Annotated in this window: 15 protein-coding genes and 1 tRNA gene; 9 read left to right on the forward strand and 7 right to left on the reverse strand. The window is 56.8% G+C overall.

Annotation, left to right across the window (positions count from 1 at the left end; translation table 11 throughout):
* Positions 1-462 precede the first annotated feature (462 nt).
* The 4 genes from AC2FJ5_RS04930 to AC2FJ5_RS04945 all read left to right on the forward strand — a co-directional run bounded on the left by AC2FJ5_RS04930 (position 463) and on the right by AC2FJ5_RS04945 (position 4,382).
* Positions 463-1,218, forward strand: a complete 756-nt coding sequence (locus AC2FJ5_RS04930) for a 5-oxoprolinase subunit B family protein (protein ID WP_496786136.1) — start codon at positions 463-465, stop codon at positions 1,216-1,218.
* Complete coding sequence (locus AC2FJ5_RS04935) at positions 1,215-2,213, forward strand: 5-oxoprolinase subunit C family protein (protein WP_496700650.1); 999 nt, start codon at positions 1,215-1,217, stop codon at positions 2,211-2,213. Before AC2FJ5_RS04930 ends, AC2FJ5_RS04935 begins: the two co-directional genes overlap by 4 nt.
* 11 nt (positions 2,214-2,224) lie before the next feature.
* Positions 2,225-2,986 carry a LamB/YcsF family protein gene (locus AC2FJ5_RS04940; protein WP_496700652.1) on the forward strand — a complete coding sequence of 254 codons (762 nt, stop codon included), beginning with the start codon at positions 2,225-2,227 and terminating at the stop codon, positions 2,984-2,986.
* Positions 2,987-3,134: 148 nt separating this feature from the next.
* On the forward strand, positions 3,135-4,382 hold the full coding sequence (locus AC2FJ5_RS04945; RefSeq protein ID WP_496792649.1) for a hypothetical protein: 1,248 nt from the start codon (positions 3,135-3,137) through the stop codon (positions 4,380-4,382).
* Positions 4,383-4,477: 95 nt separating this feature from the next.
* On the opposite strand, the gene AC2FJ5_RS04950 is transcribed toward AC2FJ5_RS04945, so the two are convergent.
* Both AC2FJ5_RS04950 and AC2FJ5_RS04955 read right to left on the reverse strand, forming a co-directional pair.
* Positions 4,478-5,851: a D-alanyl-D-alanine carboxypeptidase family protein gene (locus AC2FJ5_RS04950; RefSeq protein WP_496701861.1), complete on the reverse strand. Its 1,374-nt coding sequence runs from the start codon at positions 5,849-5,851 to the stop codon at positions 4,478-4,480.
* A gap of 281 nt (positions 5,852-6,132) precedes the next feature.
* Positions 6,133-6,834 carry an HAD family hydrolase gene (locus AC2FJ5_RS04955; RefSeq protein WP_496792650.1) on the reverse strand — a complete coding sequence of 234 codons (702 nt, stop codon included), beginning with the start codon at positions 6,832-6,834 and terminating at the stop codon, positions 6,133-6,135.
* A 93-nt stretch (positions 6,835-6,927) separates the two neighbouring features.
* On the opposite strand from AC2FJ5_RS04955, the gene clpS reads away from it, so the two are divergent.
* Genes clpS through hemF form a run of 4 tightly spaced genes read left to right on the forward strand, consistent with a single transcriptional unit; the run spans position 6,928 to position 9,996 of the window.
* Entirely contained in the window at positions 6,928-7,269 is a 342-nt protein-coding gene (clpS, locus tag AC2FJ5_RS04960) for an ATP-dependent Clp protease adapter ClpS (protein WP_142635917.1), read from the forward strand.
* A 31-nt stretch (positions 7,270-7,300) separates the two neighbouring features.
* On the forward strand, positions 7,301-8,266 hold the full coding sequence (locus tag AC2FJ5_RS04965; RefSeq protein ID WP_496792651.1) for a class I SAM-dependent methyltransferase: 966 nt from the start codon (positions 7,301-7,303) through the stop codon (positions 8,264-8,266).
* Between the two features lie 37 nt (positions 8,267-8,303).
* Positions 8,304-9,107: an SDR family NAD(P)-dependent oxidoreductase gene (locus tag AC2FJ5_RS04970; protein ID WP_142635913.1), complete on the forward strand. Its 804-nt coding sequence runs from the start codon at positions 8,304-8,306 to the stop codon at positions 9,105-9,107.
* Between the two features lie 4 nt (positions 9,108-9,111).
* Positions 9,112-9,996, forward strand: a complete 885-nt coding sequence (hemF, locus tag AC2FJ5_RS04975) for an oxygen-dependent coproporphyrinogen oxidase (RefSeq protein ID WP_496792652.1) — start codon at positions 9,112-9,114, stop codon at positions 9,994-9,996.
* Between the two features lie 40 nt (positions 9,997-10,036).
* Here hemF and AC2FJ5_RS04980 read toward each other — a convergent pair whose 3' ends face one another.
* The 4 genes from AC2FJ5_RS04980 to modA all read right to left on the reverse strand — a co-directional run bounded on the left by AC2FJ5_RS04980 (position 10,037) and on the right by modA (position 13,089).
* Positions 10,037-10,444 carry a hypothetical protein gene (locus AC2FJ5_RS04980; RefSeq protein ID WP_496792654.1) on the reverse strand — a complete coding sequence of 136 codons (408 nt, stop codon included), beginning with the start codon at positions 10,442-10,444 and terminating at the stop codon, positions 10,037-10,039.
* A gap of 72 nt (positions 10,445-10,516) precedes the next feature.
* Entirely contained in the window at positions 10,517-11,617 is a 1,101-nt protein-coding gene (gene modC, locus AC2FJ5_RS04985) for a molybdenum ABC transporter ATP-binding protein (RefSeq protein WP_496792655.1), read from the reverse strand.
* Complete coding sequence (gene modB, locus AC2FJ5_RS04990; protein WP_496792656.1) at positions 11,614-12,306, reverse strand: molybdate ABC transporter permease subunit; 693 nt, start codon at positions 12,304-12,306, stop codon at positions 11,614-11,616. The genes modC and modB overlap by 4 nt, the downstream gene beginning before the upstream one ends.
* Before the next feature lie 3 nt (positions 12,307-12,309).
* Complete coding sequence (modA, locus tag AC2FJ5_RS04995; protein ID WP_496792658.1) at positions 12,310-13,089, reverse strand: molybdate ABC transporter substrate-binding protein; 780 nt, start codon at positions 13,087-13,089, stop codon at positions 12,310-12,312.
* A 318-nt stretch (positions 13,090-13,407) separates the two neighbouring features.
* On the opposite strand from modA, the gene AC2FJ5_RS05000 reads away from it, so the two are divergent.
* A tRNA-Val gene (locus AC2FJ5_RS05000) sits at positions 13,408-13,483 on the forward strand.
* A gap of 186 nt (positions 13,484-13,669) precedes the next feature.
* Here AC2FJ5_RS05000 and AC2FJ5_RS05005 read toward each other — a convergent pair.
* On the reverse strand, positions 13,670-14,998 hold the full coding sequence (locus AC2FJ5_RS05005) for an HlyD family type I secretion periplasmic adaptor subunit (RefSeq protein WP_496792659.1): 1,329 nt from the start codon (positions 14,996-14,998) through the stop codon (positions 13,670-13,672).
* Position 14,999: the final 1 nt, after the last annotated feature.

Genomic DNA, 14,999 nt, shown 5'->3' on the forward strand with positions numbered 1-14,999 from the left:
GCGTCCGGCCGTCTCTCCAACCCGTCCCACCGTCTCTCCAGTGTGTCACAAGCGCCTCAGCAGCGCCGGTGAAGGGGGTTCTAAGCATTACAAACATACACCGCAAGCAGAAAATCACGCCCTGAGAAACTTTTTTGCACTTTCTTATTTTACTCAATAAATTCAGATAATTAAGGTGATAAATTCGACCGATGCACCCAGGAAAGCCCATTATCACGCCTAAGGTATCCACACTGCTTTCCGTACGAGCTATGCCCGATATCAACATATTGTTGAGCTCCCCACGTCTACTACAAGACTCGTATGAGTCGCCGGGTATGAAACACACCCGCACCGAGTCGGAATTTGCCTGCACGCGGTCTGAAACGGCGATGCACCGGCAAATACTTTGCACCCTCTCTTGCGAAACGCTCTGGATTGCGTTCAGGTCACCTGACTAGTTACATACTGGCACGCAGCGAGATGACACGAACACACGCCGCCATCTTCCCACGCATATGCACCGTCGGCTTTGACGGCCTGCTGGTCTCTTTCGCCGAAACCATGGCCGAGCCATCGAACAGGGCAGCATTGGCGTTTCGAGCTGCGGTGGATTCTGAACGGTGGGAAGATGTCATTGAAACCTCAGCGACGCTGGCGTCGACTTATATCCGATTTGAACCATCCCAGTTTGCCCTCGCAAACCTTCGCGACCGGGTCGAGCAGCTGCTGCGGCGGCAGGATTGGTACAAAGCGCCCCTCCCCCAGGGGCGCAGGTTATGGCGTGTCCCCACGGTTTATGGCGGCGCGCTTGCCCCTCAATTAGATGAGGCAGCGGCTGCAGCCAGGCTGTCCCCCGATGAAGCCGTTTATCGATTGAGCGCCACAACCGTCCGCGTCCTGACGATCGGATTTGCTCCCGGTCAGCCATATCTTGGCCCGCTCGGCCCCGAGTTCAACATACCGCGCCTCAAGAAGTTGACCCCGATGGTGCCCGAGGGCGCTTTGGTATTGGCGATTTCGCAATTTGTCCTTTTCTCGGGACCCACACCAACCGGGTGGCGACATATCGGCCAAACCGCTTTTCGCTGTTTTCGCCCTGAAGCACAGAACAACTTTGCCCTGAAACCCGGCGACGAAATGCAGTTCGTATCAGTCACGCGTGAGGAACTAGAGGCGATACGCGCCAATGACGTTGATGGATCAGGCGGCGCAACCTGTCAGGAGATCGCGGTTTGAGCCTGTCTGTCCTGCGCATAGGGCCTGCTTGTACAATACAGGATCAAGGCCGCCACGGGTATCTGGATCAAGGGCTTTCCCGATCTGGCGCAGCAGATTTACTGGCCCTGCACGAAGGCGCTGCATTGCTGGGACAAAGCCCAAAACTTGCCGCGCTTGAAATGGTCGGAATGGGCGGTGAATTTGAGGCCACTCATCCCATACAGATTGCACTGACGGGCGCACCGATGCGGGCCAGTATTGATGGCACTGCCATTTCGTGGAATGCCTCTTACCGCCTTGAAACCGGACAGCGGGTGATGATCGGGGCCGCCACACGGGGAACCTATGGATATTTGCACCTGGGCGGCGGTATTGAGATGCAGGAGTTTCTGGGGTCCCGCTCAACTCACCTTACTGCCAAAATCGGGCGCGCCCTACAGGCCGGAGACAGCTTATCCGCCGGGGCAGCGTCACAGCAGGCAGGACAGAAGTTGCGGGCTGAAGATCGGTTCTCGGGCGGTTCGCTGCGGGTTGTGGCCAGTTTTCAGACCGAACTGTTCGACCGGCAAACGCTGGGCCGCTTTTTGCGCACGACATTCACTCGCGGGTCCCGCGCAAATCGCATGGGAATGCAGCTGGAAAGCGACGGAGAGGGCTTCGCCGCAAAGGGGCAGCTGAACATATTGTCCGAGGTCATCACCCCCGGCGACATTCAGATGACCGGCACTGGCAATCCCTTTATTCTGCTGCCCGAGTGTCAGACAACCGGCGGGTATCCCAGAATTGCGACCGTCCTTCCCTGTGACCTGCCGCGGGCTGCGCAAACCCCGGCGGGCGTACAGCTTCAGTTCAGGCTGGTCGAAATGGACGAGGCCATTTCCCTGCAGGCGGCTTTTCAAAAAGAACTGGCCAACCTGCCATCCAAGGTCGAACCGCTGATCCGTGATCCTCATGACATTGCTGACCTGCTATCTTATCAACTGGTCAGCGGAATGATCTCTGCCACAGATTAAGGAGTTTGCCGATGCTCAGCGTAGATCTTAATGCCGATATGGGGGAAAGCTTTGGCCCCTGGAGCATGGGCGATGACAAAAGCCTGTTGCGGATTATCACTTCGGCCAACATTGCCTGTGGCGTTCACGCGGGCGATCCGGACGTCATGGCGCAAACGATGACCCTGGCTGCGGAAAACGGTGTCGGCATTGGCGCGCATCCCGGCTTTCCTGACCTACAGGGATTTGGCCGTCGCAATATGAAAATACCCCACGATAGCCTGCGAAATCTTGTTCGGTATCAGTTGGGATCGGCGATCGGTATGGCAAACGCCGTTGGAACGCAGGTCCGGCATCTGAAGCTGCACGGTGCATTGTCCAACATGTGTTCGGTCGATATCGACATGGCGCGGGCCTGTTATCAGGGCGCGCTGGACGTGAACCCAGATATCATCATCATGGTGCTGGCCGTCACCAAGCAGGAAGAAGCCGTTCGAGAATTGGGCTGCAAGTGGGTCGGCGAGATCTTTGCCGACCGCGCCTATAACGACGATGGCACTCTGGTCGACCGAAGCTTGCCCGGCGCCGTCATCCACGACCCCGAAATTGCAGGGCCTCGAATTCTGGAAATGGTCAGCGAGGGGGCCATCATTACCGAAACCGGCAAAAGGCTTAATACCGCGATCGACACGATCTGCCTGCACGGGGATGGACCAACCGCCGTTCAGATTGCGCATTCGGTCCGCGAAAACCTGATCGCGGGCGGTGTCGAGGTGACAAAGTTCCTGCGTTAATCCCGCGAGTGCAATGCGTCCGCCCGTACTCAGACTGTTGCCGAGGTTGAATTCCCTCCCTAGCATGTCAGCAAGCATATGTTCTGAATACCACAATCCCGGCAACGAACCGCACCTGGTTTGCCTAGTCTGGGCAAGGAGTTACTTTATGTCTTTTGATTTAGCGTCTTACGAACCACGCGGCGACAAGAAGAATTCGGACTTCTTCAACGAGTATTTGCCAAAAATTTACGAACGCCGTGCCAGCTCTGGTGTCGCCCAGCAGGTTGGGTCCATGCGCGCTGTCGTGCTTCAGGTCGAAACTGACGTTCTTTTCGACACTCTGGTCGAGCTATATGTGATGTCGCCATACCGCCACACGGCCAGCTATCTTGGACGGACGCATAAATACTCGGTCCTGCATTCACACCTGGACTACCCGGCGCTCATCGTGATGGCTCCGCTTAGCCCGACATTCGAAGACTTCATCCCGCGCATCAACCGCATGTACCCGTTGGCACGAAACACGCCGCAAACGCGCTATGTTGGCGAAGTGTTTAGCGCCACTGACCTGAACACGCTGACCAAAACGCTGGAGGATCAGAATATCCGGTTCGAATATTCCGGCGACACCGAGAACCCGTTTTACACGCTAAAGGGCCTTCGGTTCACCACCCCTTCTGATTTCACCTGCAACCGGGTCGGTTATTCAACGCTGGATTTCAACGATACCGACAGTTTGGGTCTGGGCGACAGGGTATTGCTCAGCAGCGCAGAACAAGCGCGACTGGATGAGGCTGCTGCCTTTGGTGCCGATAGCAATATCTCTTCACTGATGTTGGGCATCGACCATCTGGCGACACGCGTTCTGGCTGGTGAGCGAGAGGATGCGATCCTCGAATTTCTGACGATGGTGCCCTACTATTTCTGGGGGGCGTACAACATTTTCGACATGAATTCGTCGACCAATGTGAACCGCAATGCCGGTGTGGATGATGACAAGAAATCCCCGGCCAAGGTATTTACAGCCAATAATACGCCTTCGTTTGTAAACTCTTTTGCCAAACGGCCCATGCCAACCGAGGATTTCGTCCGCAATTTCGGACGTCGGCTGCATCACATGGCGATCGAGATTCTGGACGGCGATCACGGTGCGGGCGAAAAGAATGTGGATTTCGTTGTGAACACTCTGAAAGACCAAGGGGTGCCATTCCTGGCCCATGTGGTTGGAGAGTGCAAAGATGATCCGAACCTCAAGCAGATCTTCTCAAAACACTCGAAGAACACTCTGCTGATCACCGAGTATATCGAGCGCTGTCATAAGTATGATGGGTTCTTTACCAAAGATAACGTCGCGGCCCTGACTGCGGCCGCCGGTCAGGATGAGCAATATCAGCACGGCCACGTATTCGACTGACCTGATCCCTGCCGCCTACTACGGCACGCTCGCTCAGCAAAAAAAGGCCACGGAATTCCGTGGCCAGACCCATCCAGGAGAGTATATGTCGGGTCTTATGACGGCCCGATCATGAAACAGGTGACATTGCGGGCCCGAAGTCTGCGGCAGGCCAGATCGGCTTGCTCTCGGGTCATGCCCTGGAACGTCGCATCGAACCCGCGTGAGTTTTGATTGACCTTGCGCAGCGTGCCTTCCAATGTGGTCATTTCCGACAGGGCCGTTTTCAGTAGAACCTTTTCAGCCTCGTACCGGGTCGTATAGCGCCCCACATTCACGCCCCACAAATGACCGCCAGAGGTCGACAAGCGTGTGACGATTTCCTGCTCTGGCTCGGGCTGTTCTGCCGAGGCCAGCACCAGATCATCCGTGCGTACCGTCGGGCGCGTCGTTCCTTCGGTCGGCGTCTCTACACCTGCCGAGGCGATGGCTGCGGCGATACCGTCCTGAATCCGCGCGTCGTTCTTGGCTGCGGTTGCGGCGACGTTGTTCGCCACTAGAACGGTACTCCCCCGCTGGGGTCGAAGAACCGGTCGCAGGCTTCTGGTGGGCGCGCCGCTTACGCTGGCGACTTTCGCATTCAAACCTGCATTACCGGCATAGGCCGGCCGGGCTGGTTTGCGGATCGGCGCGCGCGACGGGGCGCGGCGGAAACCCATGTCCAACAGCTCGGCTACTTTGGCATTGCGCGATGCGCCGGATTTGCCACCAAAGACAGTCGCGATGATCCGTTCGTCCTTGCGCTTGGCCGAGGCAACCAGATTGAACCCAGCTGCACGGGTATAGCCCGTCTTGATCCCATCCGCACCGCGATAGGCCGCTAGCAGGCGACGGTTCGTATTGGGAACGGTTTTGATCCCCGCATTCGTGGATTGGCGCGAAAACAGGTTGTAATATTGCGGGTAATCATACAGCAGATGCCGCCCCAGCGTGGTCATGTCCCGTGCGGTCGACAGATGTCCGGCCTCGGTCAGACCATGTGCGTTCTTAAAGGTTGTACGGCTCATTCCCATCGCCTTGGCGGTACGTGTCATGCGGCGCGCAAAGGCGGCCTCGGACCCGCTGAGGGCAACACCAATGGCAGTGGCTGCGTCATTGGCCGACTTCACCGCCGCCGCACGGATCAAATAGCGGAAAGCAATCTTCTGCCCCGAACGCAAACCCAGCTTTGAAGGCGGTTCAGAGGAAGCCTTTTTGGTGATGGTCACCTGCGTATCAAGAGTGATTTCGCCGTTCCGAACCGCTTCAAATGCGATGTACAGTGTCATCATTTTGGTTAACGAGGCCGGATGGAGGCGTGTATCGGCGTTTCGGGAATGCAGCACTTCGCCCGTTCGCGCGTCGATCACCATCGCCGCATATGGGGCAGCAATGCCCTGCGCCGGAGCGAAGGAAAACAACAACAGGAATGCTGCAAGGAATACGCCCATAGGGGCCGGAACTGTCCGCCGTACCTGCACGATTTTTGCCTCTGTCTACCTCAGGCCGCCGGGTTTTCCCGGTCAGCTACTATTTATTTTATTACCCATCAGCGTAGCACAGCACCCCCGCGAAAGAAACCGAAAGCTCATATCTTTAACGCTTTCAGCGTATGTCAAAGACCCACTAGATGTGGCGGTGCAAGCGGCGGTGCACCGCTAAACCTGCCATTTCGTCAAGACTGTGTCGTCGGCCGGCCCCTATTTTCGGAAACTGCGACCAAATGGCAACATCAACTCAAAGAGCGAACCAGCGCCGTCAATCCACTAAGATCGGGCAATTCGTGGTATCTGGAACTGTCGGCCGGCGCGTCGGCCTGCTCGATCTCCCAGACCAGCCCATGCGGCACGTATACGCCCCAGCATCCGGCCTGAATCGGAGCAACCACATCGGACCGCATCGAATTTCCGACCATCATAGCCGCAGCGGGCCCCTCGCCATGCTGCGCGAAGATCTGGCGATAGATTTCCGGGGTCTTTTCAGACACGATCTCGACCCCGTCGAAAAGATCGCCCAAACCGGATTGCGCAAGTTTGCGTTCCTGGTCTATCAGATCGCCCTTGGTGATAAGGATTACGCGGTGGGTGTCGGCAGCGCTTTCGATGGCCTGCCGGGCATAGGGCAACAGCTCGATCGGATGGGCCAACATCTCTTGCCCCGCTTCGATCAGTTGGCGAATGACCCCTGCAGGAACACGGTCTTCGGTCACTTCGATCGCCGTTTCGATCATGGAGAGGGTGAAGCCTTTGATTCCATACCCATAATGCCGGATATTGCGTTTTTCGGCAGCCAGCAATCGGTCCATCAGGTGATCCGATTCGGCATGATCTGATAGCAGGTCGACAAAATGTGCCTGCGTCAGCTGAAAGAACCGTTCGTTGTGCCACAGCGTGTCATCGGCATCGAACCCGATTGTGGTTAGTTTTTCGCCCATTTGGATAACGTCCTGCTGGCTCTTTTATCTGACGCATTGGACGTTATATAAGCGCACAGATAAACCGAAGCCTGAATCGGACGTTTGCGCCTAATGTTTGAGAACCAATGGATGATGTCTGACAAACCGGACGACGATGCAGATTCGTCGATCCTGGTACAGACACGCCCCAAGACCAAACGCCCGCCGCTGTACAAAGTGCTGCTTTTGAATGACGACTACACCCCGATGGAGTTTGTCGTTCACGTATTGGAACGTTTTTTCGGCATGACCCACGCAGAGGCGTTCGAGATCATGCTAACCGTCCACAAGAAGGGCGTCGCCGTTGTTGGTGTCTTCAGTCATGAGATTGCCGAAACCAAGGTCGGGCAAGTCATGGATTTTGCTCGCCGCCATCAACACCCCCTGCAGTGCACTATGGAACGCGAAGAGTAAGGCGACGCCTGACCTCTTTTCGGAAATGCCAATGTCCCCTCGCCTAGATCTTGCCTTGCAAAGCGGCCTTGAAATCGCGCAACCCCTGTCTGTGATTGGGCCAACGCCCGAGGAAGACCTCGCTGGGCTGGCCTCAGAGACGCAAGTGGTTCAGCCCTTCAAGCCGTTTCACGACCATTTTGCAGACCATGGGTTCACGGCCACGCCCGAGGCCGATGACCTGTGCCAGGACGCCATCCTTTTCCTGCCGCGTGCCAAGGCTTTGGCCCGCAGCCTCGTGTATCAGGCTTGCAAGCGTTCGGCCGGATTGATTGTGGTCGACGGCGCCAAGACAAATGGCGTCGACAGCCTGTTGAAGGATATTCGCAAACGCGTAACCGTGCAGGGGCCCATCGCGAAAGCACATGGCAAGATCTTTTGGTTCCAGTCCGACGTAAACGCGTTCGAGGACTGGGCCGCACCCGCCACCCAATCCGCCGACGGATTTCAGACAGCGCCCGGAGTATTTTCTGCAGACGGGGTCGACCCGGCCTCATTAATGCTGCTTGCCGCCCTGCCTGAAAAACTGGGCGGTCGGATCGCCGATCTGGGGGCTGGCTGGGGATACCTGTCCGCAGGGCTAATGGGTGCAAAGGGGCTGCAGGAATTGCATCTGGTCGAGGCCGATCACATCGCCCTGCAATGTGCTCGTGCAAATGTAAAAGACGACCGTGCACAGTTCCACTGGGCCGACGCGGTCACCTGGCGCGCGCCTGAGCCGCTGGATACGGTCATTATGAACCCGCCGTTTCACACATCGCGCAGTGCTGATCCCACGTTGGGTCAGGGATTCATCAAATCTGCTGCGCGCAGTCTGACACGGGGCGGTTCCCTTTGGATGGTCGCCAATCGACACCTACCCTATGAAATTACGCTGAACGAGGCCTTCGCCCAGGTGAAGGAAGTGACCGGGGACAATCGTTTCAAGGTCTTCCACGCCTCTCGCCCTCGGCGGTGATACCCGCTAACCTGCACCGCACATCAGGAGAACACGCATGTCCTTTTCCATAGCCGGCAAGACCGCGATCGTCACAGGTGGTGCAAATGGTGTCGGATTGGCCATCGGACGTCACTTCGCGGATGCCGGGGCCAATGTCATGTTCGCCGACATGGATGAAAAACGACTGGCCAATGAACTGGGCGAGCAGGCAGATGACAGCAACATCCGTTTCTTCGCCGGGGATCTGCGTGAAAAGCTGACGATTGCGAACCTGCTTTCGGCCACGATTGACGCTTTCGAACAGGTCGACATCCTGATAAATGGCTCGCGACAGGTTATTCCGTCTGATCCATTGGACATGGAAGACGACTCGGTCCGCACCTTGTTGAACCAGAACCTGATGCCTGCCTTGCGACTGAGCCAACTTGTTGCCAAACGGATGATCAAGCAATCCGGTGATGATGAAAACGAAAACCCTGCGGGATCCATCATCAATTTATCTTCGATTGCTGCCCGTCGCACCCATCCCGATCTGATGGCCTATTCGGTGTCTACAGCAGCGCTTGATCAGTTGACCCGATCCCTGGCCGTTGCCCTTGCCCCAAACCGCATCCGCGTGAACTCGATCGCGCTGGGATCGGTGATGAGCGCTTCGCTGCAATCCACGCTCAAGGAAAATCGCACATTTCGGGATGATATCGAAAAGCACACCCCCCTTTCCCGGATTGCCGCGCCAAACGAACTGGCCGAAACCGCACAGTACCTTGCCTCGGACGCCGCAGGTTTCATCACTGGACAAATCCTAACCATTGACGGTGGACGCACTTTGCTGGACCCCGTCGCAGCCCCGGCCCATTAAACAGATGTTCGATACTGAAAAAGCCACCGCCGCAGCCTGGTTTCGTGACTTGCGCAATGAAATCGTAAACGCTTTTGAGCAGCTTGAGGATTCCCACGACACCGGGCCTTTTTCCGATGCTCAACCCGGTCGTTTCGAAGTCAAAGAGACCAAACGGCATTCCGATGACGGGGCGGACGCTGGTGGCGGTTTGATGTCCGTGATGCGCGGCGGCCGCGTGTTCGAGAAAGTCGGCGTCAATGTCTCGACCGTATTCGGCCAGCTCGGGGAACGGGCGCAACAGGCAATGGCTGCCCGAAAAGGCATTCCCGGAATGACCGAGGACCCGCGGTTCTGGGCCTCGGGTATCAGCTTGGTTGCCCATATGCAGAACCCGCACGCTCCTGCTGTTCACATGAATACGCGCATGTTCTGGACACCTCACGCCTGGTGGTTCGGCGGCGGATCAGACCTGAATCCCTGTATCGAATATGACGAAGACACTGCCCATTTCCACGCAACCCAGAAGGCCCATCTGGATCCCCACGGACCGGGCCATTATCCGCGTTTGAAAGAGTGGGCCGACGAGTATTTCTTTATCCCGCACCGCAAGCGCGCCCGCGGTGTCGGCGGTATCTTTCTGGATGACTATTGCACCGGGGACTGGTCATCGGACTTTGCCCTGACACAGGATATCGGGCGGGCCTTCTTGCCAGCCTTTCTGCCTTTGGTTGAAAAGCGCAGGCATCAGAGCTTTGACGCCGCCGATAAGGATACCCAACTGATTCATCGCGGGCTCTATGCCGAATACAACCTTGTCTATGACCGCGGAACCAAATTCGGGCTAGAGACCGGGCACGACCCGGACGCAGTGCTTATGAGCCTGCCGCCCTTGGCCAAATGGGTCTAACGCCTGACCTGCCCCTGCGGTGCTTTTTACTTCCGGGGTTTCAGAACCCGAAATCCATGAAATTGTCAGAGCAATAGCGCTGCGCCGATGCCGCTGACATGTTCTCGCCAACGCGTTTGACAGTAACCGAATAGCCCGGCGTCGTATCAACCCCTTCGGGCGCAGTCAGCGAGAATTGCACCGTCCGTGTCTGTTTGTCATAGGCCCGGGTTATGTAAATACGCTGGTTCGATTTGGTTCTAAGCGTGCGCATCGCAAAATCCCCGATCCCGCACCAATAGGCCACTGGCGCAGAACTGCCGCTGGTTGAGACCTCGTAAACGCCATTGTCACGTGGTGTCACTGTCGTTCGGAATGCGGGGTTTATACCGACCCCGAACCCAACAGCCTGGGCCATGGCAGGCACCATCATCAGCGTTAGAATACATGTTGATACAAAGTATTTCATGGTGCTCGACCCCGGACAAAATGGTTTCCTTGGGAAATCATAGAACAGATGCGCTTTCCGTAAAGCGCCGTTTCAATTCTCAAAGTGCAGCCGCCCACCAACATCCTGCGGTGCCAGCGCCACGGTTTTGATCACCGCAAAGCAAGGTTTGCCCGCCACAAGCCCAAGGGTGTCAACCGAACGTCGCGTGATCCGAGCCAGAATCGTCCCCGCCGGTGTAATGACAGAGACGATCGCACCGGGGCCTTCCCCCGCTCGGATCGTATCAACCCTGCCCTCCAGTACATTCAGCGCTGACAGGCCCTCGGGCCGCTTACTGGCAAGGATCACCTCTTGTGCGGGGATCCGAATACGCAGGCTTTCACCGACCTTATGGGGAATACGCGGCAGAAATAGGCGCGCCTCTTCGGCTGCCAACTCGGTCAACCCGTCTGCATGGTGAGCTGATACCTGCACCTGAAGCACCGCACCAACGGCTCTGACACCGAGCGGGGCCACAGAAGGATCAGCCATCACTTCGGAAGCCGGGCCTTGCCGAACCACCTTGCCGTCCTGCAGGGCAACGACAGAAGTTGCCAGCCGCGCAACTTCGGCTGCCGAGTGGGTCACATAAAGGATCGGCACCGAAATCTCATCCCGAAGCCGTTCGAAATAGGGCAGTATCTCGGCCTTCCGCGCATCATCCAAAGCGGCCAGAGGCTCATCCGCGAGGATCAGACGCGGGCTGGCCAATAAGGCGCGGCCTATGGCGACACGCTGCTTCTCGCCACCTGACAAGCTCAGTGGACGACGGTCCAGAAGATGCCCGATCCCCAACATTTCAATCACCTTATCCGGGTCTTCGCGCAGCACGCTTTTGGGCGCAAACCAGCGCCCATAGGACAGGTTCTGGCGCACAGTCAGATGCGGGAACAGCCGGCCTTCCTGAAAAATATACCCCAAGCGGCGTTTATGCGGAGGCAGCCAAAGGCGCTTTTCCGTATCGAACAACGTCCACCCGTCCACGGATACGCGACCAGCTTTGGGCTCCAGCAATCCCGCCACAGCGTTAACGATTGTCGTCTTACCGGCGCCGGACCTTCCATACAGAACCGTCACCCCGGCAGGCGCATCAAATTTGGCATCCAACTGAATACCTGGCAGATCATGTTGCAGATTGACGGAAAGGCTCATGTCCCCGACACCCTTGCCGCGGCGCGACGACCGACAAACTCTGACAACAGCAGCGCCCCCATCGCGATGATGACCGATATCACCACTAGCCGCATCGCCGCCGCCTCACCACCCGGAACCTGCAGAAACGCATAAACGGCCGATGGCAACGTCTGTGTCTGTCCAGGTATGTTCGAAACAAAGGTGATCGTCGCGCCGAACTCACCCATGGCTTTTGCAAAGGCAAGGATGGTCCCGGCGATCACCCCCGGCAGAATCATCGGCAAGGTTACGGTGACAAAAACCCACAGACGCGAGGCTCCCAGCGTGGCTCCGGCCTGTTCGAGCTTAGGGTCGACGGCTTCGATCGAAAGGCGAATAGCACGGACCATCAGCGGAAACGCCATGATCCCAGCGGCCAGCGCCGCGCCGGTCCAGCGAAACGCAAAGACAATTCCAAGCCCCGCCAGAGGTCCACCAATCGGGCCCTGAATACCAAAGGTCAATAGCAGCAGATATCCCGTAACAACGGGCGGCAGGATCAATGGCAAATGCACCAACCCATTCAACACTTGTCGCCCGGGAAAGCGCCAGCGTGCCAGTGCATAGGCAACGAATACACCAAAGGGCAAAGTAAACAGCGTTGCCCAGAAAGAGACACGCAGCGACAATTTCAGCGCCTCAAGTTCTTCCGGTCCCAGCCAACCCATCGGCTAGTCGCCCGGCAGGGCAAATCCCTGCTCTGCAAAGACCGCCATCGCTGCGTCCGTCTGTAGGTAGCTTAGGAATGCATATGCCTCGGCTGAGGCTTGCGTTGTTACAGCGGCCGGGTAGACAATTTCCGGGTGAAGATTTGCAGAGAAAGAGGCCACAACCCGCACCCGATCCTCGGCCTGGGCATCCGATCGGTAGACAACACCCAAGGGGGCAGCCCCCGCGGCAACCAAAGCCAGAGCCGCGCGTACATTGTCGGTCTGCGCCACCTGCTGCTGAACACTATCCCAAAGACCTAGGTTTTGCAGCGCCGCTTTGCCGTAAATTCCTGCAGGCACGGCATCGACCAGGGCCATCGCAAGATGCCCACCTGACAAAGCGGCTGAGATGTCCGTCTGCGGGGAAAGCCCCTCAATTTCAACGGCCGTCGGCCCACCGATCAGGACAAGCCCATTTCCCAAAAGGTTAACCCGCGATCCAGCATCTATCAGCCCATTCTCCTGAAGGACATCCATCCAGTCAATGTTGGCTGAAATATATACATCCGCCGGGGCGCCCTGTTGAATTTGACGCGCCAGTATAGAAGACGCCGCATACGATATGACAACCTCCTGACCGCTTTCCCGTTCAAAACCCGGTACAAGTGAATCCAGAGCATTTTTCAGACTGGCAGCAGCAAAAACCAAAACATCGTCGGCCTCTGCACGCTGCGGAGTCGATATCAAACTACCCAAAACAATAGCAGCAGCCAGAAAACGGCTTGCGGATGACAGGGTCATATTGTTCCCGTCTCGTAGGTTAAGGTTCCATCAGGGGATATCTGAGGCGGCGGGGGGCGCGCAAGCATCGATAGGACGCATCGTGAATAAGAACCTTTGAAACGGGCAATCCATAGCCGCTACAACACCCAAGATATTTTGAAGGTGCCTGGTCCGAAACGACCGGTTCAGATTTCGTGATCCCTCAGAAAGCCTGATAAATCGGAGCCCGGTTGGCTGTGATATCACCCCAGATTCCCGCCTTGTCTAAATTCAGTGAAAGAAATTGTGCCGGACCCTCTTGCGCCCGCGCGCCGGCTTGGCTAAATGCAGCCTCACGGGTGATTAGCTCAGTTGGTAGAGCGCTTCGTTTACACCGAAGATGTCGGGAGTTCGAGTCTCTCATCACCCACCATTTCCCGCTAGTTTCTAATATCCTTTCTGTGGCCAAATCGACACTGAATGCCCAGTGTTTTGGATGTTTGTATGCTCTGTTTTACGAAACCGATGCTGTTGTAAGCCGGCCCTTGGGAAAACGAATTCAGGCAGGATTCCGGCAGTTACATCTTCATTTCCTCTGGCTCTGAGATGCGCCAAAAATCTAGCGCTCTTTGAATGCCCCCTCGATAGTCTGTTGAACCGGCTTCAATAGGTATGACAAAAGAGTCTGCTCTCCGGTTGTCATTTCGGCCACCACGGTCATGCCTGCACTCAAAGGACGTTGGAACGATCCCGATCCGATTTTGTCTTGGGACAGGGCAAAGGCTGCGCGGAAATAGGTCTCTCCGGTCTGCTCATCTGTCAACGGCAACGGATAGACCGATTGCAGACGCGCCGGGACTTTCCCAAATCGACGCACATCAAAAGTATCAATGCTGACGGCGACCGGCTGATCAGTGCTTACATGCCCAACTTCGGAATTGGGTATCCTCGCCTCGACAACCAGTTCCTGTCGTGTCGGCAATAGTTCAAATATCGCCTCTCCGGGGGCGATGACCTCACCGGGGCTAGGGTGTGTGACCGCCTGGATGATGCCACGAGCCGGAGCAGAAATGCGCAGGGCGTCCAGCTTGGAGGTTACCACGCCAACCGATACACGCAGGCGCGCATCTTCCTGTTCCAATTCGGAAAGCCGAATAAGCGTTTCTTCGCGTAACGAAAGGGTTTCCCGGGCCAGAGATGCCTTTGCCAAAGTCAGGGCGTTCCTGAGTTCCGCAACCCGGACCCGCGCGTCAGAGACGGCAGCGCGCAATGCATCAACCTCATCCTCTTCCTCCAGAAAATCGCTTAGGGATTTGAGGCCTTGTGACTGCAACTGCGCGTATCGCTGGAGGGCAATCTCTTTCTTGTCCACCCGTTCCTGAGCGACCGTGGCCGCCTTGGCCAGGATAGAAAGTGTCCCCTCCTGCTGGAAAATAGACAGGCGCTGGATACGCTGACTTTCGGCATACAGCTCCAGCGCCGCCGAAGCGCTTGTTAAACCGCTCAGGGCAAGAACCTCGATTTCCGACTGGGCCAACGGTTCTGAACTGCCCAGTTTTGTCAGCACGGCGCGCGCGTTCGCCAATTCCTGTCCGACCGCTGACATCTGCCCCGCAAGTACATCGCGCTCATGAAACAGGTCTGGGTGTTGAAGCTGAATCAGGACATCGCCCTCTTCGACAATCTGACCGTCATGGACATGCACAGACTGAACGACACCGCCCTGCAATGTCTCGATCTGTAAATAGTCTCCGAAAGGGATGATTGTACCCGGTGCGCGCGTGATTTGCGGGATCGCCGTTTGCGCTGACAGAGCAATCAGGCCAGCGATCATCCCCAAAGAGGTCAATGCCAAAAAGGCTGCCAGGCGCGGTTTCTGCCAGCTGCGATTTCGGCTGTTCACTTCCGACGCCTCTTGCGGGATTGGGTTATTCAAGAATATGGCCATG

It is taken from the genome of Ruegeria sp. CDSA221, assembly GCF_059611825.1.